Annotated in this window: 19 protein-coding genes; 8 read left to right on the top strand and 11 right to left on the bottom strand. The window is 64.9% G+C overall.

The genetic code is table 11. From position 1 onward, the window contains the following. Positions 1-21 precede the first annotated feature (21 nt). Both AB4037_RS24925 and AB4037_RS24920 read right to left on the bottom strand, forming a co-directional pair. Positions 22-429, bottom strand: a complete 408-nt coding sequence (locus tag AB4037_RS24925) for a GlcG/HbpS family heme-binding protein (protein WP_441773327.1) — start codon at positions 427-429, stop codon at positions 22-24. Then, positions 422-1,198, bottom strand: a complete 777-nt coding sequence (locus tag AB4037_RS24920) for an SDR family oxidoreductase (RefSeq protein ID WP_441773326.1) — start codon at positions 1,196-1,198, stop codon at positions 422-424. The genes AB4037_RS24925 and AB4037_RS24920 overlap by 8 nt, the downstream gene beginning before the upstream one ends. 90 nt (positions 1,199-1,288) lie before the next feature. On the opposite strand from AB4037_RS24920, the gene AB4037_RS24915 reads away from it, so the two are divergent. Then, the gene (locus AB4037_RS24915; protein WP_441773325.1) at positions 1,289-2,194 is read left to right on the top strand and encodes a LysR substrate-binding domain-containing protein; all 906 of its coding nucleotides are present in this window, start codon (positions 1,289-1,291) and stop codon (positions 2,192-2,194) included. A gap of 13 nt (positions 2,195-2,207) precedes the next feature. Here the strand turns inward: AB4037_RS24915 and AB4037_RS24910 are convergent, their stop codons facing one another. The 5 genes from AB4037_RS24910 to AB4037_RS24890 form a co-directional block, all read right to left on the bottom strand. Then, complete coding sequence (locus AB4037_RS24910) at positions 2,208-3,131, bottom strand: MerR family transcriptional regulator (RefSeq protein WP_441773324.1); 924 nt, start codon at positions 3,129-3,131, stop codon at positions 2,208-2,210. Between the two features lie 148 nt (positions 3,132-3,279). Then, entirely contained in the window at positions 3,280-3,840 is a 561-nt protein-coding gene (locus AB4037_RS24905) for a transcriptional repressor (RefSeq protein ID WP_434959508.1), read from the bottom strand. 125 nt (positions 3,841-3,965) lie between these two features. After that, on the bottom strand, positions 3,966-5,255 hold the full coding sequence (locus AB4037_RS24900) for a glutamate-5-semialdehyde dehydrogenase (protein WP_441773323.1): 1,290 nt from the start codon (positions 5,253-5,255) through the stop codon (positions 3,966-3,968). A gap of 106 nt (positions 5,256-5,361) precedes the next feature. Next, entirely contained in the window at positions 5,362-6,942 is a 1,581-nt protein-coding gene (locus AB4037_RS24895) for a DHA2 family efflux MFS transporter permease subunit (protein WP_434959510.1), read from the bottom strand. Positions 6,943-7,160: 218 nt separating this feature from the next. Continuing rightward, the gene (locus tag AB4037_RS24890) at positions 7,161-8,492 is read right to left on the bottom strand and encodes an HlyD family secretion protein (protein ID WP_441773322.1); all 1,332 of its coding nucleotides are present in this window, start codon (positions 8,490-8,492) and stop codon (positions 7,161-7,163) included. Positions 8,493-8,818: 326 nt separating this feature from the next. On the opposite strand from AB4037_RS24890, the gene AB4037_RS24885 reads away from it, so the two are divergent. Next, positions 8,819-9,475, top strand: a complete 657-nt coding sequence (locus AB4037_RS24885; RefSeq protein ID WP_434959512.1) for a TetR/AcrR family transcriptional regulator — start codon at positions 8,819-8,821, stop codon at positions 9,473-9,475. A gap of 60 nt (positions 9,476-9,535) precedes the next feature. Here the strand turns inward: AB4037_RS24885 and AB4037_RS24880 are convergent, their stop codons facing one another. Continuing rightward, on the bottom strand, positions 9,536-10,252 hold the full coding sequence (locus tag AB4037_RS24880; protein ID WP_441773321.1) for a hypothetical protein: 717 nt from the start codon (positions 10,250-10,252) through the stop codon (positions 9,536-9,538). A 138-nt stretch (positions 10,253-10,390) separates the two neighbouring features. On the opposite strand from AB4037_RS24880, the gene AB4037_RS24875 reads away from it, so the two are divergent. After that, positions 10,391-11,545 (top strand): helix-turn-helix domain-containing protein, encoded by a 1,155-nt coding sequence (locus tag AB4037_RS24875; RefSeq protein ID WP_441773320.1) that lies wholly within the window; start codon positions 10,391-10,393, stop codon positions 11,543-11,545. Here AB4037_RS24875 and AB4037_RS24870 read toward each other — a convergent pair. Further along, on the bottom strand, positions 11,539-11,841 hold the full coding sequence (locus tag AB4037_RS24870) for a hypothetical protein (protein ID WP_149252314.1): 303 nt from the start codon (positions 11,839-11,841) through the stop codon (positions 11,539-11,541). The genes AB4037_RS24875 and AB4037_RS24870 overlap by 7 nt on opposite strands. A 206-nt stretch (positions 11,842-12,047) precedes the next feature. On the opposite strand from AB4037_RS24870, the gene AB4037_RS24865 reads away from it, so the two are divergent. Then, a complete protein-coding gene (locus tag AB4037_RS24865; RefSeq protein WP_441773319.1) occupies positions 12,048-14,477 on the top strand; it encodes a hypothetical protein in 2,430 nt (809 codons plus the stop codon). 56 nt (positions 14,478-14,533) lie between these two features. On the opposite strand, the gene AB4037_RS24860 is transcribed toward AB4037_RS24865, so the two are convergent. Then, positions 14,534-15,046, bottom strand: a complete 513-nt coding sequence (locus tag AB4037_RS24860) for a TlpA family protein disulfide reductase (protein WP_441773318.1) — start codon at positions 15,044-15,046, stop codon at positions 14,534-14,536. A gap of 466 nt (positions 15,047-15,512) precedes the next feature. Between AB4037_RS24860 and AB4037_RS24855 the strand changes: the two genes are divergently transcribed. Then, positions 15,513-16,907 carry a TIGR04222 domain-containing membrane protein gene (locus AB4037_RS24855; protein ID WP_441773317.1) on the top strand — a complete coding sequence of 465 codons (1,395 nt, stop codon included), beginning with the start codon at positions 15,513-15,515 and terminating at the stop codon, positions 16,905-16,907. Positions 16,908-16,973: 66 nt separating this feature from the next. Here the strand turns inward: AB4037_RS24855 and AB4037_RS24850 are convergent, their stop codons facing one another. Further along, a complete protein-coding gene (locus tag AB4037_RS24850) occupies positions 16,974-18,536 on the bottom strand; it encodes a trimethylamine methyltransferase family protein (protein WP_441773316.1) in 1,563 nt (520 codons plus the stop codon). A 255-nt stretch (positions 18,537-18,791) separates the two neighbouring features. On the opposite strand from AB4037_RS24850, the gene AB4037_RS24845 reads away from it, so the two are divergent. From AB4037_RS24845 to AB4037_RS24835, 3 genes are all read left to right on the top strand, one after another. Beyond that, complete coding sequence (locus AB4037_RS24845; protein WP_434959520.1) at positions 18,792-19,331, top strand: HdeD family acid-resistance protein; 540 nt, start codon at positions 18,792-18,794, stop codon at positions 19,329-19,331. A 22-nt stretch (positions 19,332-19,353) separates the two neighbouring features. Beyond that, positions 19,354-19,977, top strand: a complete 624-nt coding sequence (locus tag AB4037_RS24840; protein ID WP_441773315.1) for an alpha/beta hydrolase — start codon at positions 19,354-19,356, stop codon at positions 19,975-19,977. Between the two features lie 100 nt (positions 19,978-20,077). Continuing rightward, positions 20,078-20,548, top strand: coding sequence for a carboxymuconolactone decarboxylase family protein (locus AB4037_RS24835; protein WP_441773314.1), 471 nt, complete (start codon positions 20,078-20,080; stop codon positions 20,546-20,548). Positions 20,549-20,666 lie beyond the last annotated feature (118 nt).

Here is a 20,666-nt window from a genome sequence, read left to right as displayed (position 1 = left end):
AACATGCCCGATGTTCTGGGGTCAGCTCTGTTGCTCGACCGCCGATCGGGCGAGAGCGGCGTCCTGTTCGGGGCTGCCACCCGACACTCCCAGCCCACCGATCAAGGCCCCCTCAGAGTCGAACAGGGGTATCCCACCGCCCATGAGGAGCAGGCCACCATGGTGGATGTGGTCGAAATGCGGGACTGGCTGGCCGATCTGCAGCGGCGCATTCAGGGCTTCGGTGGGCGCCTGAAACATGACCGAGGTGCGGGCCTTGGCAATGGCGAGTTCGTTCGATGCCAGCCAGGCGCCATCCATGCGGGAGAACGCCACCAGGTTCGTGCCCTTGTCGAGCACCGCGAAGACCGCCTTCATGCCGGCCTTCTCTGCGGCCGCGCGACCTTGAGACACAACAGACTGCGCGTGGTTGAGCGTGATATCAGGCATTCTGACTCCACTCGGTTTCCTGCCACTGCTTGGCCGCCTTGATGGTGTCGAGCGGGCGCATGGTGCGATAGAGATGGTCCTCGGCCGGAATGATATCGACCATCGCGTCGATCATCTCCTGGGGATCGTTCTGGTCTGCGAGGGCGTCGGCAAAGTCGGGCATGGGCACGACCGCGCTATCGGCGCGATACCACTGGGTGTGGCTCTCTGCGCCGGTGTCGTTGAAACCAGTGCCGAACACGCCGGGGTTCACGGTCGCGACCTTGATGCCGTAGGGCGCCAGCTCGGCCCTCATCGAGCCGGCGATGGCTTCGATGGCGTGCTTGGTTGCGCAGTAGACGCCGACGAAGGGAATGACGAGGATGCCGCCCATCGAGGAGGTCCACACCACCTTGCCGGATTTGCGCGCCACCATCTTCGGGACGATGCCCTGAGCCAGCTTGAGATGGCCGAAAACGTTGATCTCGAACGATTCTCGCACGCGTTCCATCGGGATGTCGACGACGGAGCCGCTTTCCATCACGCCAGCATTGAGGACGAGGATGTCGGGGTCGTAGCTGGCTGCATGCGCGATATCGATGTCGTCGAGAAGGTTGAGCTTGATGACTTCGAGCTTGACGCCGGCGGCCTCGGCGTCGGCGCGCAAGCCGCGTACTTGGGGCCAGGTTTCGGCGGTCGCGACGACTTGGTACCCCTGGCGGGCGAGCTCGATCGCAGCGCCGCGACCGAAACCGGAACTGGCGCCGGTGATCAGGATTTTCTTTGACATGGTCTTTCCTCCGTTCTCGATGACCGAGATCGGGGCCTACCCTATGGAAGCTTGACTGCTGCAACAATCTCGCCAATTCTTGATGTAGAGATGAGAAATATTCATCAATTGAAGAGCGGCGATCTCCTCGCGCTCACCGTGTTCCTCTCGGTTGCTGCCCATCGCAGCTTCCGGGCGGCAGCGATCGAACTCGATGTGACCCCCTCGGCCGTCAGCCATTCCATCAAGAGCCTGGAACAGCGCCTCGACGTCCGCCTGTTCAACCGTACGACCCGCAGCGTCTCCCTTACCGATGCGGGCGTGCGGCTGGCCGCCACGCTCAGGCCGGCGGTATCCTCGATCGCCGAGGCGCTGCAGGTGGTCGACGATTATCGCGAGATCCCCAGCGGGACGGTGCGGATCAATTCCAGCGAGGGTGCGATCCGCCTCGTGCTGCTGCCGGTGCTGGCGCGCTTCGCCAGGGACTATCCGCAGGTCCATCTCGACATCGTCAGCGACGGCCGGTTGAGCGACGTCGTCGCCGATGGCTTCGATGCCGGTATCAGGCTTGCCGAGGCGGTGCCGCAGGACATGATCGCGGTTCGTCTCACCGAGACCGCACGCTTCGCCGCGGTGGCGTCGCCGGACTATTTCGCGGCCCACGGCCGCCCGGCCGTGCCGCAGGATTTGCATCGCCACGCCTGCATCCGCTTCCGGTTTGAAAGCGGTGCTATCTATCGCTGGGAATTCGAGCGTCACGGCATGACGGAGACGATCAACGTCACCGGTCCCCTCACGTTGACCGACCAGCCCTTGATGGTCGAGGCGGCGATCCAGGGCATCGGCATCGCCTTCGTGCCCGATCATCTGGTAATGGGAGCCCTGGCGGATGGGCGTCTCGAACGTGTTCTCGACGAATGGTGCCCGGCCTTTCCGGGCCTCTGCCTCTATTATCCCGGGCACCGCCACGTCTCGTCCGGGTTGCGCGCGCTGATCGCGGCCATCCGCGCGGGATGACGGCGCATTCGGTTCACAGCCGGCTCGACAGGGCCTCGACGATCCAGCCCCATTCGCTGGCCGCCAATTGGCTGGGAGGATCGCCGCGCAGGATCGCCATCAGTTCCAGATAGCGCCGCGAACGGGCATGGTGCTTGCGATATTGTTCGAGCTGCCAGTCGAGAAAAGCCTGGTCCGGCTCTTTCTTCATCGCTCGGGCCGAGTTCTGCAGCCATGTCTCGGCAATGGCCCGGCCGGTGTCCGAATTCGGCGCGACTCCCTTGGCCATGGCCTCGCGCACCTCGGCGAAAGTCTGGTCCGAGACCTGGCGATAGGCGGCAGGGTCGAAGCCGTCATTCCACAATTGCCGCATGCTGGCCTGCATCTCGCTGATATAGGCCTTGTCGCTGAGGATGCCGGTAAGTTCCGTCCAGGCGTCGATCTGTTCGGGGCTGGGATCGTCGGGCAGGTCCGGGGTGGAGGCCTCGATCATCCTGGCACGCCAGGCCGGGTCCATCCTGGCGCCGGCGCCGACCTCATCGTAGAAATTCTCGATTGCGGTGCGGAACTGGTTCTGGGAAAGGGCGGTCACGGTCCACAGTCTCCTCAAATCTTGCGGGGTGGGATCGGCGAGTTTCAGCGTGGCGCGCAAGGCGGCAGCGATGCGGCGCTTGGCCGACAGCTCGGCCTCGATGGCTTCCAGGCGCAGGGCCAGGACGTCGGCAAGGCCGAGGCGGCGGGCGAGCAGGCGCGCGATGTCGCCGAGCTTCACGCCGGCATCGCGCAGAGCGAGGATGAGATCGAGCCTGGCCCCGTCCGCCTCCGAATAGACGCGGTAGCCGCTTTCAGCCCGTGCCGTGGGCGGCAGGAGGCCCTTGTCGGAATAGAAGCGGATGCGCCTGACGGCGATGCCGCTCAGCTTGGAAAGTTCGCCGATGGTGTAGGTTCTGTCGCTCATGGCGCGGTTCTACGGGCTCCACCAAGTGGAGAGTCAAGCGGCCCGTTTCCGGAAACTTTCCGGGTGCGCGGACGTCCCGTCCGCTCTTCCTCTGCCTAGAGCCCAGTGCTCCCAAGAGCGGGCCGGACGTTCGCGGTCCCAAAGAGGGCTAACCCTGTGCCTTCGCTCGGCAGTGGCGACAGATGCCGGCGAGTTCGATGACCTGGCCGCGCGGCTGAAAGCCGATGGCGCCGGCGGCTGCGGTGAGCGCCTTGCCGACGGCCTCCGACTCGGCCTCGCCAACTGTGCCGCAGCTCTCGCAGATCAGGAACATCACCACGCTGCCGTCCTTGTGGTCATGGGCGCAGGCGATGAAGGCGTTGCGGCTTTCGATGCGATGGGCAAAGCCCTGTTCGAGCAGAAAGTCGAGCGCGCGGTAGACCGTGATCGGGGCAGGGCGCTTGCCCTCGGCATCCTCCAGCTTCTCGATCAGCTCATAGGCCCCGATCGGCTGGTGGGTGGCGGCGAGCGCCTCCAGCACCTGGCGGCGGATCTGGGTCAGCCGGACGCCGCGCTCGGCCGAGAGGCTTTCCGCCCGCGCGAGCACGGTCGAGCTGCAGTGGCTGTGATCATGGCCAGGCTCGGCGAAGACGGGCGTAGAGCCGTCATGGTCATGGCCATCATGGCTATGTCCGCGATGGTCGCGATCGTGGGAGTGGCTGTGTGCCATGGAAACCTCTCCCGCCCTATGTAGCAATGGCGGGGCGCCAATGCCAGTTCTCAAGGGAAAGGGCGCTTTCCCGGGAATGGGGCATTCGCGGGAATGCAGGCATACCGGGATCCCGGGATCCCGGGCTAAGGCCTCACAGTGCCATGGCCGCGCACACGGTATTTGAACGAGCAGAGCTGCTCGGCGCCGACAGGGCCGCGGGCATGCATGCGGCCGGTGGCGATACCGATCTCGCCGCCGAAACCGAATTCGCCGCCATCGGCGAACTGGGTTGAGGCGTTGTGCAGCACGATGGCCGAATCGACCTCGGTGAGGAAGCGCTGGGCGGCGGTCTCGTCGTCGGTGACGATGGCATCGGTGTGGTGCGAGCCGTAGCGCTCGATATGGGCGAGCGCCGCATCAAGGCCCGAAACGACCTTCACCGAGATAATGGCGTCGAGATATTCGGTGGCCCAGTCGGTGTCGTCGGCCGGCTTCACATGGGGATCGACCGAGAGGGTGCGCGAATCGCCGCGGACCTCGCAGCCGGCCTCCAGCAGGGCCTTGACCAGTGGCTTGAGGAAGACGGGGGCTACGGCCTGGTCGACCAGCAGGGTCTCGGTGGCACCGCACACGCCGGTGCGGCGCATCTTGGCGTTGAGCACGACCTGGATGGCCATGTCGAGCGAAGCGCCGGCATGAACATAGGTGTGGTTGACGCCTTCCAGGTGGGCGAACACCGGCACGCGGGCTTCCGCCTGCACGCGCGAAACCAGGCTCTTGCCGCCGCGCGGCACCAGCACGTCGAGATTGCCGTCAAGCCCGGCCAGCATGGCGCCGACGGCGGAGCGGTCGGCCGTGGGGACCATCTGGATGGCGGCTTCGGGCAATCCGGCAGCCAGCAGGCCGGCTCTCAATGCCTTGGCAATCTCGGCACAGGTGCGGAAGCTCTCCGAGCCGCCGCGCAGGATCGAGGCATTGCCTGCCTTCAGGCAGAGTGCGCCGGCATCGGCCAGCACATTGGGACGGCTCTCGAAGATCACGCCGACGACGCCGAGTGGCGTCGAGACACGCTCGAATTCCAGGCCGTTCGGCCGCGTCCAACTCGCCAAGACATGGCCGACGGGATCGGGCTGGGCAGCGACTTCACGGATGGCCGCGGCAATGCCGGCGATGCGCTTCTCGTCGAGGGTGAGGCGATCGACATAGGAAGCGATCTGGCCGCGCGCGAGCGCATCGGCGACATCCAACGCATTGGCGGCCAGGATGGCGGCCTCATTGGCGAGGATCGCCCTGGCCATCGCCTCGAGCGCGGCATTCTTGGCTGGGGCCGGGGCGAGCGCCAGGATCCGCGCGGCCGATCGAGCCGCCTGTCCCACTTTGCGCATGACGGCAATGACGTTGCCGTCGTCCATTCCCCGGTTTTCGTCGGGCATGGTTCACCCTGTCAGTTTGGAAAGATCAGGTTGACGTGGTTAGGCCGGATCGGGGTTCGTTGCAAGGCTGTTGGGGGGCCGGTCTTCGGACCAGCCTCCCAATTCCTCAATGCCCGCCCCCACCGCCGCCGCCCGCCATCTGCGGCTTCTTCAGCATGAAGACGGAGAGGCTGAGCAGGCCGAACAGCAGCGTCAGCAGCAGGAACACATCCGAAAACGCCATCACCAACGCCTCGCGCCGCATCAGGCTGACCAGCCTGGCGACGGTCATCTGGTCGGCGGCCGCGCCGAAGGCGGCAAAGCCCGCCTTCATGTTGTCATAGGCCTGCAGGACGTTGTCGCGACTCCAGTTCACCGCCTCGCCCAGGCGCGACAGATGCAGGTCCTGGCGCTTGTTGAGCGAGGTGTTGATGATGGCAAGCCCCACCGCGCCGCCGAGATTGCGCATTAGGTTGAACAGGCCGGAGGCGTTCTTGATGCGGGCGGGGGGCAGGGTGCCTAAGGCGATGTTGGAGATCGGCACCATGCAGATCATCAAGGAGACGCCGCGCAGGACCTGCGGCAGCAGGATCTCGTAGAAATCCCAGTCATGCGTGATGCCGGTCATGATCCAGGTGCCGGCGGCAAAGCCGATAAAGCCGCCAGCGATCATCAGGCGCGGATCGACGAAGCGGGTGAGGTTGCCCGCGATCGGCGCGGTGAAGAACATGCACAGGCCGGTGACGAACATGGTCTCGCCGATCATGCGCGAATCATAGCCGCGCACGGCGGAAAGATAGACGGGGAAGAGATAGGTAAGGCCGTAGAGGCCGACGCCCAGCACGAAGGAAAGCAGCGAACCGGTGGCGAAGTTCCCGTCCTTGAAGGCGTAGAGATCGACGATGGGTTGCCTTGCCAGCAGCACGCGGGCGAAGAACACCAGGGCACCGATGGCTGCGAGCACCGACATCACCAGGACGGGCGTCTCGGCGAACCAGTCATGTCCCGGCCCTTCTTCCAGCGCATATTCGAGGCCGCCGAGGAACACCGCCATCGAGATCAGGCCCGTCCAGTCGAAATTGCTGAGCAGCGACAGGTCCGGCTCGTCGAAATCGACCATGGAGAAGGTCATCAGCGTGACGATCACCCCCGGCACCACATTGATGAAGAACAGCCAGTGCCAGGAGATCGCATCGGTGAGGATGCCGCCGACCGTCGGGCCGATGGTGGGGGCGAGCGTCGCCACCAGGCCGATCATCGGCGAGACGATGGCCTGCTTGGAGCGCGGGAAGATGGTGAAGGCGGCCGCGAACACGGTCGGGATCATGCCGCCGCCGATGAAGCCCTGCAGCGCGCGGTAGATGATCATCTCGTTGATGTTGGTCGCGGTACCGCACATGAAGCTCATGACGGTGAAGCCTGCGCAGGACACCGCGAAGGTCCAGCGCGTCGAGAAGGCGCGGGAGAGGAAGCCCGAGAGCGGGATCATCACCACTTCGGCGACCAGGTAGGCCGTCTGCACCCAGGGGATCTCGTCGCCGGAAGCGCCGAGGCCGGCCTGGATCTGGGGCAGGGAGGCGGAGACGACCTGGATGTCAAGGATCGCCATGAACATGCCGAACACCATCGCCAGGAAGGCGATCAGCTTGCGCTTGTCGATCTTGTCGTCGGCGGGTGCCGGAATGGCAGTGGCGGTTGCGGTGGCCATGGCGGCCTCCTGGTCCTTTTCGCCGCATCCTTGCCGGACGAAGCGCGCGAAAGCCTTCTCCACACAATGGGGAAGGTGGCATTTCGAAGAAATGCCGGATGGGGTGCGGGTCGTTCGTTGATCTTATCCGGATAGGGCGTGCGAGCGGACCACACCCCATCCGACCCGGCCTCGCCGGGCCACCTTCCCCACTGCGTGGAGAAGGCTTTCTCGTGGCACTACCCCTTCGGGCCGGTGCGGCTGTCGACCGTCACCACCACCGACAGCCCGGGGCGCAGCTTGCCGCTGAGGGCGAGGTCGGCGGGCACCTCGATGCGAACAGGCACGCGCTGCGTGATCTTGGTGAAGTTGCCGGTGGCGTTCTCGGGCGGCAGCAGGCTGAAGATCGAGCCGGAGGCCGGCGAGAACTTGCCGACGACGCCTTCGAAGGTATTGCCGTCCATCGAGTCGACCGAGACTTCCACCTTCTGGCCTGATATCAGCGGGCCGAGCTGCGTTTCCTTGAAGTTGGCCGCGATGTAGATGCTCTTGAGTGGCACCAGCGCGATCAGGCGCGAGCCGGGGGAGACATATTGGCCCGGCTGGGCGGCGCGGTTGCCGACCACGCCGTCGGTGGGGGCGCGAACCACGGTGGCGTCGAGATCGTTCTGCGCCTTGACGATGGCGACGTCGAGCTCCTTGGCACCCTGCTCGGCCTCGGCCTTCTGAGCCTGCGTCACGGCGAAATTGGCCTTGGCCGCGATCACGTTGGCCTGGGCGCTGTTGAGGCTCGCCTGCGCATTGGTGAGCGTGGCATTAGCACTGGCAAGACCGGCATTGGCCTTGTCACGGTCGGCAGTGGCCTGGTCGAGTGTGGCCTTGGAGCCGAAATTCTGGGCGGCCAGCGTGTCGGCCCGTTCGAAGGCGGCATTGGCGCGCACGATCTCGGCCTTGGCCGAGTCGATGCCGGCCTGCGCCGATTCGATGCCGGCCTTGGCCGAGGCGACCCCGGCATTGGCGGTTTCGATCGCCGCCTGCTGGGCCACGACCTGCTGGTCGATGCGGGCGATGGTGGCGTTCTGGGTGACGCGCTTGGCCTTGGCGGATTCGAGCGCGGTGCGATAGTCGGTGTCGTCGAGCTTGACGATGACGTCGCCGGCCTTGACGCTGTCGCCATTCTGCACCGGCACGCTGTCGACATAGCCCGAGACCTTGACGCCCAGGGTCGAGACGTCGGCCTGCACATAGGCGTCGTCGGTCTCGACCATGAAGCGGCCATTGGTCCACCAGTCATAGCCGTACCAGCCGCCCGCCGCGAGGGCGACGACCAGCAGGATCGGCAGGACGGTGCGGGCCTTGGATTTCTTCTTGCCGGCAGCGGCGGCAGGCTTGGTCTGCGCCGGAGCCGCAGGAGCCTCGGTCTTCTGGGGCTCGGTCTTCTTGGTCTCGGGCGCTTCCGGCGCGTCGGTGCGCTGGCGCTCCAGGGTCACGACGTTGTCGGTAACATCGGCAGAGCCGGTGGCTCCCTGGCCACCCGGCACGGCATTGTGGTCGCGAGCTGCGTCCATCATAATCTCCCAACCGGAAGGTGAGGCGCCCCTGGACAACTCGGATAAGTTGTCTGCAAAACCAGACCGTGTTGATCTTGCCCCGGAGCATTCTACGATTTGGGTGGTTATGCCAAGGATCGCAAATATGCATTAAAACAAAGGCTTAGAGTAAAATTCGCTTCCAGGGAAACGCGTTTCGCTCCGGTCGACAAGATCAATACCGTCTGGCTGGGACTGTTAGGATCGAACCGAACGGTTCAGTCAGTTTTCGTTGACTATCATGTTGCGCTGCGATACGCAATAAAAATCGAACCGAACGGTTCAGTCATTTTTGGGGACTTCCAGCCATGCTCGCCGAAAGCCCGGTGCCCGCGAAAGAGCCGGCTACCGACCCACCGGCCGCCGACAACGCCAAATGCCGCCAGATCGTCGATGGCGCCCGTCGCGTCTTTCTGGCCCATGGTTTCGAAGGCGCCAGCATGAACGACATCGCCAAGGAGGCTGGCGTCTCCAAGGGCACTCTCTACGTCTATTTCGAGAACAAGGAGCGCCTGTTCGCGGCGATCGTCGACGAGGAGCGTTCCTCCCATGTCGAGCGCATCTTCGAGTTCGATTACAACTCCCCCGACGTCGAAGGCACGCTGCTGGAGCTTTCCGCCGCGATCACCGCCTTCATCTGCCAGCCGCGCATCATCTCGGCGATGCGCGCCGTGATGGGCATCACCGAACGCATGCCCGATATCGGAGCCCATTTCTACAATGCGGGGCCTGGCCACTCGCGCAAGCAATTGGCTAAATATCTCGATCTGCGCGTGGCCGCTGGCCAACTCGCCATCGAGGATACCGAGCTTGCCGCCGCCCAGTTCCTGGAAATGTCGCACGGCCCCTTGCTGAAGCCGATGTTTTTCATGGCCAACAACACGCCGCCGACCAAGGATCGCATCCGTGAGGTGGCACAGTCAGCCGTGAGGGTGTTCATGGCCGCCTATGGCGTAAGGAAGTAGAGGGCTTCGCCCTTACATCTCGGGGACGCCGAAGAGGGCGAAAACCCGTCCTGTCGGCACTCACCCTCCGGCGATGCGCACCCGCAGGAAATCACCCTTGATGGCGATGGCCGGCTTTACGCCCGGTCTGTTCGGCAGGGTGCTGTCGACCAGCGAGCTATGGCCGCTTACCGCATAATTCACCGCCGCCGCGCCGGCAAAGCGCAGCTCCGCATCGATGGCGTTGCCGCCGAGGGTTATGCTTTCGTCCTGGTCGACGCGGGCATAGGAGAGGCGGGCTCGGATGGCATTGCCCTCGATCGAAACAGTGCGCGCATGGCCGTCCAGCGCGATGTCGCCGGCCCTGCTGTCGACGTCGAGCGAGGCGAAGTTGCCCGACAGCCGGCTGGAGGTGGCATTCTGCTCGATGGAGACGGCGACACCCTCGGGCAGGGTGGCGTCAAGGTCGAGACGGCAATCGGAGGCGCCGAACCAGGCGCGATTGCCGGTGTCGACCCGCAGCTCGGTGCCAACCAGGCGGATCGAGCCGGCGTTCTCGCAGCCACCCGCACTCCAGCTCGATCGCCAGAAGGCGAACCAGCTATCCGGTCGGCTGCGCAACTCGGCGCGATAAGGGCCGTTGCGGCTGGCGGTCAGCTGGATCAGGCCCGCCGGGCCGGTGACGACCACCGACCTCACCGAGCCGGCATCCACTTCACCGAGGCTGGTGCGCGCTCCGCCTGGGGCCATCCAGCCGGCAGTAATGAACAGGGCGGCGGCGACTAATAGTGCTTTCATGGCTGTCTCCCGTGTGGCGCGACAGGAAGACGGAGCCGGAAATCGCCTCATCCGGCGACCTCGATTGCGATCGGGGACGAATCCGAACGTGATCGAGGACAGAAATGGTGTAGATTCCTCCCATTCCGGAAGCACCTCATGATCTTCGTGCCCCTGCCCTTCGTCAGCGCGCTGCTCTTTGCCATCCTGCTGGTGCAGATGGCGCGGCAGGACGATCGTCCCTGGCGCGACAATGCCTTCTTCCTGCTCCTGCTCGGCTTCACCGTGCTCTCCGTGCTGCTCGGCCTGCGCTGGGGCTATGGGATCAGGATCTTCATCCCGCTGCAGGCCATGCTGGCCGCGCTGACGCCTGCCTTGGCCTGGCTTGCCTTCCGCGGTCTCACCGGCGAAGGTCCGATACTGCGCTGGGCCAAGGTCTGGCCCCATCTCATGCCCGCTGGCCTGGTCGGACTGCTCTTTACGATCTCATCGATGTCGATCGACCTCGTGGTAATCCTGGCCTTTCTCGGCTATGGCCTCGCCTTGTCCCGGCTGGCGCTGGCCGGCCCCGACGTGCTGATAGCGCCCCGGCTGGACGGCGTGCTCCGGTCCTATCGCGCGCTGCAGATCACCGCCGTGGCCTGCCTGCTCTCCGGGCTGATGGATATCGTCATCAGCCTCGACATGCGTTGGATGGGAGGCGCCATTTCCGAGGCCATGGTGTCCGGCGGCAATGTCGTGGTGCTGCTGGTGCTGGGAGTGGCCGCTGCCTCGGCGGGATCGGCGGCGCCGGCCGAAGAGGCCGAGCCGCAGGTGATTGAGCCGCTTGTCCGTCCGGGCAGCGACGAGGACAAGGCGGTGGCCCAGGCGCTCGACGCGCTGATGGCGGGACGTCAGCTCTACAAGGATGTCGATCTCAATCTCGGGCGGCTTGCCCGGCGCCTGAACCTGTCGGCACGCAGGGTCTCCTCGGCCGTCAACCGCATTCACGGCATGAGCGTGTCGCATTACGTCAACAAATACCGGATCGAGGAGGCCTGCCGCCTGCTCGCTTCCACCGAGACCTCCATCATCCAGGTGATGATGGAGGCCGGCTTTCTCAGCAAGTCCAATTTCAACCGCGAATTCCTGCGCCTTACCGGCGTCAGCCCCGTCGCCTGGCGGCGAGGGCAGCGTGCCGCGCCGGCCGGGAATGCCGAGGCGGACAAGCAAAAGGCCCCGCTGTGGCGGGGCCCCAAAACTCAACTCAACATGACGCAACTCAACATGACGCAACGCGACTTGACGCAACTCGAACGCAACGCAACTCAGTAGCAGACTCTCACGCGAGCCCAGTGGCCGCCATAGTAGTCCTCGACCCAACGTTTCTGGATGGTGCAGCGGCGATACTGGCGATAGTAGACGGGGCGATATTCGTCGTAATAGCCGCCACCATAATAGCTGTTGTTGTAGGCGGAGCCGGCGAGCAGGCCGCCCAGCAGGCCGATGCCAGCGCCGGCGGCGAAGGCGCCGCCACGGCCATAACGGGCTTCGGCAGTGCCGGTGGTGGCAATGGCAGTACCGGCCAGCGTGGCGGCAACCAGGGTTCCGGTCAGGATCTTCTTCAACATCGTCTCGTTCCCATCTCTGTTCTTGCGCGGGCTGCGCTTGCTCTGATGGAATGACAATGCCACTGCCACATCGCCGTTTCCGTGCGATTCGACACCGAGAAAACACAGCTTGGAGATACGGCTTGCTGCCCCCTGAACCAGGGTCACGCTCCTGTTTCCTTTCATAGCCAGGATGACGTAACGTCTTGCGGTTGCGGAGGGGTGGCATGCGGTCCGGGTGGCGAGTTGGCGTCTGGTTGGTTCTGGGCTTGACCTTCGTGGCGTCACCGGTCGTCGGTGCACCCTGTCCAGGGAGCCCGGCCGCCTGTGCGGCGACGAGCAAGACCGCGCTGGGCCTGCCCTATCAGACGGCGCTCACCATCCTCCAGGACATGGACGAAAAGGATCGGCAGGCTCGAATCGAGCGCCTGGGCAAGGTTCTCGAGGCCAATCCCGCGGATGACCTTGCCAGGCTCGAACTGATCGTGCTGGGCGGCGATGACCGCAAGCAGACGGCCATCGCCTCCTCCCTGGCCGACCTTCTCGCCAAGGCCGGGAAGGCGGGCGATCCGATGGTCGCGGCCCTAGCTCGCCTGCTCAGCATTCCCACCATCGATGCCGAGGGGGAGGAGGCCGACGCCAGGATCACGGCACTCGTCGAGGCGGCACTCGCCGACATCCATAGCCTGCGCAGCGGTGGCACGCGTGGTGGACAGGCCGGACTGACGGTGGATGACGCCGACCTGCTGGCCGGCCTGATCGCCCGCCGGGCGGTCTTCGATCTCGACGAGGCGATCGAGGACTACGATCGTGATGTCGGCAAGGCCCAGGCCGCCATGTTACGGGCGGCGATTGAAGCCTTTTCCGCCCGACTCGAACGGGCTCCGCGTGATCCGGCTCGCTTCCCGCTCCTGGTCGAGGCACTGCGCGACAATTACTATGACAAGGGCCGGTATGACCGCCTCGTCGAGATCTGCCGCCGCTGGACCGGGGTCGCGCCCGCCGATCCGAAGGCGCGCAGGTCCCTGGTGAGCGCATTGACGACCCGGGCCGACGAACGCAACCTCACCGACAAGACAGCCTTGGCCCTCGCCGACGCTGAGGCTCTCGCCGCCCTGGCCGAGCCGGCGTGGGGTTCGCCCCGTCCCGATGCCATTCAGGTCCAAGCTCTCGTCGCCAGCTACCGGGTCAGGGCGACGGCGCAGGGCAAGACCGAGCCGGTCCGCGCCGCCGTCACTCTCGTCGAGGGACTGGCGCGGCTGCGTTCAAGGACGCAGGGCGAACCGGCCCTGGGCAGTGGCGACGAACTCATCCTGGCTGGCGTGACGCTGGCGGGCGAGCGCATCGACAAACAGGAGGTGGCCGCGGCCGAAGCCATCGAGACGAAGCTGCTCGCCGTCCTTGCCGAGCCCGAGCGCCGGGCACAGTTGCGCGACATGATCGCCGCCCGCTACCAGACGAAAGGGGAGATCGAGGCGGCAATGCGGCGCTATCGTCAATCCCTGGCTGAACTGGCGGACGCGCCGTTCGACGGGGAGCGGAGCTGGCGCTTTTTCGCGGCGGCGCGAAACCTGTTCGACCTCGGCCGGCGGGATGCCCGCAGCTTCGATGCCGACGCCCATGCGGGCCTGTTGATCGGTTATGCCGACGAGGCCCGCTTGCGGGCGCTCGACGGGTTGGATGAGAAGGAGAGGGCACGCCTGCGCCTGCAGATCGCCGATGCACTGCATTCAACGGCCAAGCGTCTGGAGGAGGCCGGCATCGAGGCGCCGCGCATCGGTCTGTTGGAGCGCGAGGTCGCCCTGCGCGAGCCGTTGGTGCGCGATCCCGCCGAGCGGGCCGGCCGCCTGGACGATCTCGCACGAGCCTATCGCGACCTTTCCGACGCCTTCGATACGGCCAACCGGGAAAAGGAAGCACTCGACCAGGCCCGCAAGCGCGTGGAGATCCGGCGCGAGTTGAAGGACAAGAAACCGTCGGGCTTCGACGAACTCGACGACTATGTCTGGGCTCTGCGCGACCTCGGCGACGAGCAGCGCCATGTCGGTGACGACAAGGGCGCGCAGGCCAGCTACCAGGAAGGGGCTGAGGTTGGAGCGACGCTGCTCGAACGCTTCCCCGATAAGGGTGGCTCCTATGAGGCGATGTCGGCGATCCAGGTGGCGATGGGCCATGCGGCGCGCTCCACCATGATGAAGCTGATCCATTACAAGCGAGCGGAGGCGACCAATCTCGCCCATCTCGACAAGCTCGGCGAAAAGAGGTTCGACCAGGATTTCCTGGCAGTATCGAGCATCAATATCGGCGACACCTATCTGGAGGCCGGCAAATACCAGGCGGCGCTGACCCATCTCGGCAAGGCGCTCGAAGCGAGCGACAGGAGCCTCGCCGACGACCCTGAGAACAACAGCCTCCTTAACCGGCGTGCCCGCATCTTCGACAAGATCGCCAGGGCCGAACAGGGCCTGGGCCGCACCGAACCTGCCATTGCCACGCGCCGCCGCCAGATCGAGCTTTTGGAGAAGCTGGCACACCTGCGCGGGGCCACGGTCGAAAACCAGGCCGACGCCTATGAAGCGCTGATCGGCCTTCTCTCCGAGAGCGGCGATCATGCCGACGAGATCACCGAGATCCGGCGCAAGGTGGCTGCTCTGTGAGGAAGGCGCAGGCTTGATCGCGACGAAGCAATCCACAGGGCCGCAGAACGGCAAGGCTAACCATTGATGGCTTCGATCTTGCCGAGGAGCTCGGCCACCAGCGCGTTGTCGAGACCCTCATCCGTCTGCCAGACGACCTCGCAACGCCGGCCGATCAGGAAGGTCTGAGGGATCGAACGCAAGGACAGCATGGTGATGAGCTCGCGCTTGTTGTCGATGCCGACGAGGCCGTAGGGATTTCCTGCCTTCTCCAGATAGTGCAGCACCGCCTCGTTTCGATCCTGGACGGCAACGCCGGCAATGCGGATGCCCTTGCGTTGGAGGTCGACGAGATAGCGGTGCTCCTCCCGACAGGCCTCGCACCAGGAGGCCCAGAAATTCAGGACGGTGACCTGGTCCTGCAGCGCTTCGAGCGTGGGGGCGGGGATATCGGCCAGGCCGGACAGGGGCTCTACCTGGAAGGAGCCGAGCACGGTGCCGCTCGCATCCGGCGCAGCCGCTTCCTGGGCACGGGCGGATGTCACCAGGCTGGCGGCGATACTCGCCAGGAATGCCCTGCGGCCAATCATGACGATTCTCCCATGCGATGCTTTGCTCAGGCTCTTTGTTTCGCGGCGTTCCTGCGCTTCACGGTGACGTCGTCAAATCGCAAGAGGCTTGGGCCACCATAGGTTGGGCAGTGACTTTGGCAACTGACCGGAGGCGATTGCGAACAGGCTTGGACTATCCGCAGGGCAACAAGTTCCGACGCAGCAATTCTTAATGAGAGTGTCGAGGAACAGCCGAAGCGCGTCTTGCGGTGTGCCGGTCTTCAGACCGGCATGGAATCACTGCGTTGGGAGGATGGAAATGCCGGCCTGAGACCGGAAGATCAGTCCATTCTGCTTCATTTTGAATTGCATTTCGGCGAGCGGGATAGCTATGCCCGCGCCCTATGATATAATGACTGTGAAGTCCCCAGAACCGCTGCGGTGCTTCTTGTCGGATGCCGGTGAAACCAAAACGACCTTGAAGTCCCCCGAAGCCGGGGACCAGATGGCTTTCACCCTGCTGCGGGCACGGCTCGAGGCTTATGCGCTCGACAAGCCCGACGATGCCATCCCCTTCACGACAAGGCTGGCGGCCGAGTGCGGCTGGAGCCATGACAAGGCCCGCCGCGTCGCTTTCGAATATAAGCGCTTCGTTGCCATCGCCCTTTCCAACGGACATGGCGCCTGTCCCTCGCGGGCGGTGGATGAAGCCTGGCACCTGCATCTGATCGATACCAGGCGCTATTGGGGGGAGTTCTGCCGCGACGTGCTGCAGCGCGATTTCCATCACGAGCCGGGCCGCGGCGGTATCGCGGAGGATCTGCACTTCGACCGTCTCTACCGGCAGACGCTCGCCGATTACCGCCGTTTCTTCGGCGAGGAGCCGCCGGCCGAGATCTGGCCGGAACCGGATGCGGCGGGTCCCATGGATTCGGCACGGTCGGGCCGGCAGGCCTTGCTGCCGCGACTGCGAGGGCTCCTGAAGCGCGCCGTCAAGCCCCTGGCTTTCCTGGCCCTTCTTCTGGCGGTGCCGGGCTGTGCCGCCATCTACAACTCTTCGAGCCCCGGTGCCCTGCAGGGGCCGGGCTTCCTGACGCTTTATGTCGTGCTCCTGGCAGGTGCCATCCTGCTCAGCCGCGCCCTGCAGGACGCATTGAAAGGCTCTTCTCCTCCGGCAACCTCCAGCAGGGTACTCGAACTCTATCACCTCGCCTTTCTTGCCGGCGGTACCAGACGGGTCTTCGAAACTGCGATGACCCGCCTCTATGTCGACGGCACCGTCGCTATTCAGTCGGGAGATGCCGTATTGTTGCGCCCGGTTTCGCCGCAAGCGCCGGCGTTGGAGCGGCTGATCGGCGAGCGGTTGGCCGACGGCCCATGGCGTGTCGAGTCCGTTGCCATCGAGCGCGAGGCCGAACCGATCCGGCGGGATCTGATCGCTGCCGGCTTCGTCCCCGGCCAGGCGGAATTGGCTAGGGCGAGGCAGCTTCCTTATCTGGTGATTGGGCCGCTGTTTCTGCTCGGCCTGACCCGACTTTGGCACGGTATAGCCGTCGGGCGTCCCATCGGCTTCCTCTTGTGTTGCCTCGTCGTGACGGCGATGCTGGCCGTCAACACGGCAAAGCGCAAGCCGATGAGGACTTGGGCCGGCCAGCGTGCGCTGAAGGAGGCCGAACGAGCCCACCGGACACGCGGCAAACCGGCAGCCGACAGCCCTGCCTTAACAGATTGGGTTGCCCTTCATGGCGATGCCGGCTTGGCAGGCCTCGGCTTGACGTCGTTTTCCCTCTATCTTGCCAGCCCTTCCACCATAGCTTTCGAGGTCAGCGCGGATACCGGCGGCAGCAGTGACGGCGGCTCCTGCAGTGGTGGTTGCGGTGGTGGAGGCTGCGGCGGGTAGGAGGCGAAGTCGGATCGGTGATCTCTCATCCCTCTGCCGGCCGGGAGAGGGATGAGAGAGGCACCCTCAGTAATTCGCGTCGGGAACGGCAGCCTTCTTGCGCTCGATGAAGTCGCGCAGGGCCTCGTCGATGCCGAGGTCGATGGCGGGAGCCTCGTAGTCGGCCAGCGTCTTCTTCCAGATCTTGTTGGCGCGCTGGGCAGCATCCTGCTTGCCCTCCGCTTCCCACTGTTCCACCGAATTGTTGTCGGAGATGGTGGAGCGGTAGAAGGCGGTTTCGAAATTGGCCTGGGTGTGGGCACAGCCGAGGAAGTGGCCACCCGGCTCGACCTGGTGGAAGGCATCCATGGCCTGGCCGTTCTCGGACATGTCGACGCCCTTGGCCAGCACGTGCATGGCGCCGAGCTGGTCGAAATCCATCACGAACTTCTCATAGGAGGCCGAGAGTCCGCCTTCCAGCCATCCGGCCGAATGCAGCATGAAGTTCACGCCGCCGAACATGGCCGGCAGCAGCGTATTGGCGCTTTCATAGGCGGCCTGGGCGTCCGGGACCTTGGAGGCGCAGAGCGAGCCGCCGGAGCGGAAGGGCAGCTTCATGCGGCGGGCGAGCTGGCCGGCACCATAGATGGCGAGGGCGGCTTCCGGGGTACCGAAGGTCGGCGCGCCCGACTGCATCGAGAGCGTGGAGACGAAGGTGCCGAAGATGGCCGGCGCGCCGGGGCGCACCAATTGCAGGAAGGAGACGCCGGCCAGGACCTCGGCCAGCACCTGGGTGAGGGTGCCAGCCACCGTCACCGGGCTCATGGCCCCGGAGAGGATGAAGGGCGTGATGATGCAGGCCTGGTTGTTCTGGGCGTAGACGTCGGCCGCGCCCAGCATGGTGTTGTCCCACACCATCGGCGAATTGGCGTTGATCAGGCTGGTGCACACCGTGTTCTGCTGGATGAAATCCTCACCGAACAGGATCTTGGCCATGTCGACCGTGTCCTGGGCACGCTCGGGTGCGGTGACCGAGCCCATGAACGGCTTGTCGCTGAGGCGCATATGCGCATAGATCATCTCGAGATGGCGCTTGTTCACCGGCAGGTCGACCGGCTCGCACACCGTGCCACCCGAATGGTGCACATAGGGATTGGCATAGGCCAGCTTCACGAAATTGCGGAAATCCTCGATGGTGCCGTAGCGCCGGCCCTTGTCGAGGTCATGCACGAAGGGTGAGCCGTAATTGGGTGCGAACACCGTGTTGTTGCCGCCGATGACGACATTGCGTTCCGAATTGCGCGCATGCTGGGTGTATTGCGAGGGCGCCGTCTGGATCAGCTTGCGGGCAAGGCCGCGCGGAAAGCGCACCCGCTCACCCTTGATGTCGCAGCCGGCTGCCTTGAGCAGTTCGAGCGCGCGCGGATATTCGCGGAACTCGATGCCGACTTCCTCCAGCAGCGTCTCGGCATTGTGCTCGATGATCTGCATCGCCTCTTCGGAGAGCACCTCCGTGAGGGGGATATTGCGGGTGATATAGGGCACCGAGACGCCGCCGCGCTGCACGCGGGCGGCCCGGCGGGCGTCGCGCCCGCGGCGCGAGGCGGACGGAGCTTCGGTATGCGTGGCGTTGTCGGCTGCGTCCGTCATGGTGTTCTCCCGAGAATTCTGGACCTGAGACTTGAATAGGGGAATGCGTCGCCCGCCTGCGGCTCAAGCACGCCGCCGAATTGCCGGAAAGCGACGTGTGCGGCGGAGGCAGGATATTGGAGGCGGTTGCTGGTGAACCGGCAAAGGCTCGAGGCGGGGTGAAGGGCCGCTGAAACCATATTGTCGTCGAAAGCTCGAATCCCGCGGCGGCAATGCTATGTTGTCCATTGTTCAACGGCAAAGGGGGAGACGACGATGGAAGTTCTGCAGCGGTCCTGGCCCTGGTTCGTCATTCTCGGCCTGATCGCGGTGATCGGCGGTATCCTGGCACTGATCCATCCAGGCTTCGCCTCGCTGGTGGTGGTGGTGTGGGCAGCCTGGGCCTTCATCGTGCTGGGCGTCGGGCAATTGGTGCATGCTACCGTGATCCGGGCCTGGGGTGGCTTCCTGATGACGGCGCTCATGGGTATTCTCGCACTGCTGCTCGGGGCTTCCCTGTTACTCAATCCCCTGGCCGGCGTGGTCTCCCTCACGGCCCTGCTGGGGGCGATGTTCCTGATCTACGGGCTTGCCAAAGTGATCATCGCCTTCAACATCCGCTCCTCCGCCAATTGGACCTGGCTTTTGCTGTCCGGCCTGATTTCGATTCTGCTGGCGGTTCTGATCTTCTCGGACTTCCAGCAGTCGGCCTCCTCGCTGCTCGGCATTCTTCTCGGCGTCGAACTCCTGTTCTACGGCTTCGCCTCGGTGATGACGGGCATGGCGCTGCGGAGCAGGGTGGGCGGAAGCCGCTGAGATTGCCGGGTGGAATGCTGCAATGGAGGCGACGCCGGACAGTCTGGTCATCCTTCTGCATGGCGTCGCCGCCTTCGGCTACGATCTCGACCCGCTGGCGGCCGTGCTGCGGCGATCACTGCCCAAGACGGCGGTGATCGCCCCGGACGCGCCTTTTGCCTATGAGCAGGGACCGGGCCGGCAATGGTACAGCCTGGAGGGCGTCACGCCGGAAAATCGGCTGGCGCGCATCATGGCGGCGCGGGCGGCCTTCGATGAACTGATCGACGCCCTCGTTGTCGCCCATGGCCTGGGGAACCGGCTGGAGCGCGTCGCCCTGGTCGGCTTCTCGCAGGGCGCAACCCTGGCTTTCGACGCCCTGGCCCGCGGCCGCTGGCCCGTGGGGGCCATGGTGCTGCTCTCCGGCCGCTTCGTGGCTCCCGAGCCGTTCACGCCAGCCCGGGTCACGCCGGTGCTGCTGGTGCATGGCAGCGCCGACGGCGCTGTGCCATCCGAGGAAACCCGGCGGGCACGGTCCATGCTGCAAGAGGCCGGCATGACGGTGGAAAGCCATATATTGCGGGGCGTCGGCCACACCATCTCGCCGACGGGCGTGAAACTCACCCGCCGCTTCCTGCGGGAAAGGTTAGGCGAGGCCACTGTGTGAAGGCTGCCGGAACCGGCGTCGGTGACAGAAAAGCCCACCGGAATGTCACAAAGCCGAATCCCAGATCGTCATGACCTCGGTACCAACAAGGAGACCGACCATGACCGCCAAGCTCAACCCCCTTGCCGCTGCCCCCACCCTGATGAAGGAGTGGCAGCGCGTTTCGTTCGTCATCGCCGCCAATGTCGATCCGGGTCTGTGCGAGCTCGTGGAGATCCGTGCCTCCCAGATCAATGGCTGCGCCAATTGCCTCAACATGCACACGGTGTTCGCCCGCGAAAACGGCGAAACCGAGCAGCGCATCTATTTGCTGCCGGCCTGGCGCGAGGCGCCCTGCTACACCGATCGCGAGCGGGCCGCGCTCGGCTGGACCGAGGCCTTGACGCGGCTTTCCGAGGGGCATGCGCATGAAACGGCCTATGAGGCCCTGAAGGCGCATTTCAGCGAGGAGGAGCGGGTCAAACTCACCCTCCTGATCAACGTCATCAATGGCTGGAACCGGATCGCCGTCGGTTTCGGCGGCTGGGTCGATCCGGCGGTGGTGAAATCCGCCAAGGCGGCCGCCGCCTAGATGCGCAGGCAAACAGACGGACGCGGCGAGAGTTTCGGCTCGCTGCGTCCGAAACCAGGATCGACATCCGCAGCATTTTTGCCGAAAACTGGCGCCCACTTTTCGGTACGGTGCTCAA

Origin of the sequence: Labrys sp. KB_33_2 (assembly GCF_052114505.1) — a bacterium.
Lineage (GTDB): Bacteria > Pseudomonadota > Alphaproteobacteria > Rhizobiales > Labraceae > Labrys.
This window is presented reverse-complemented; position numbering and strand designations above follow the sequence as displayed.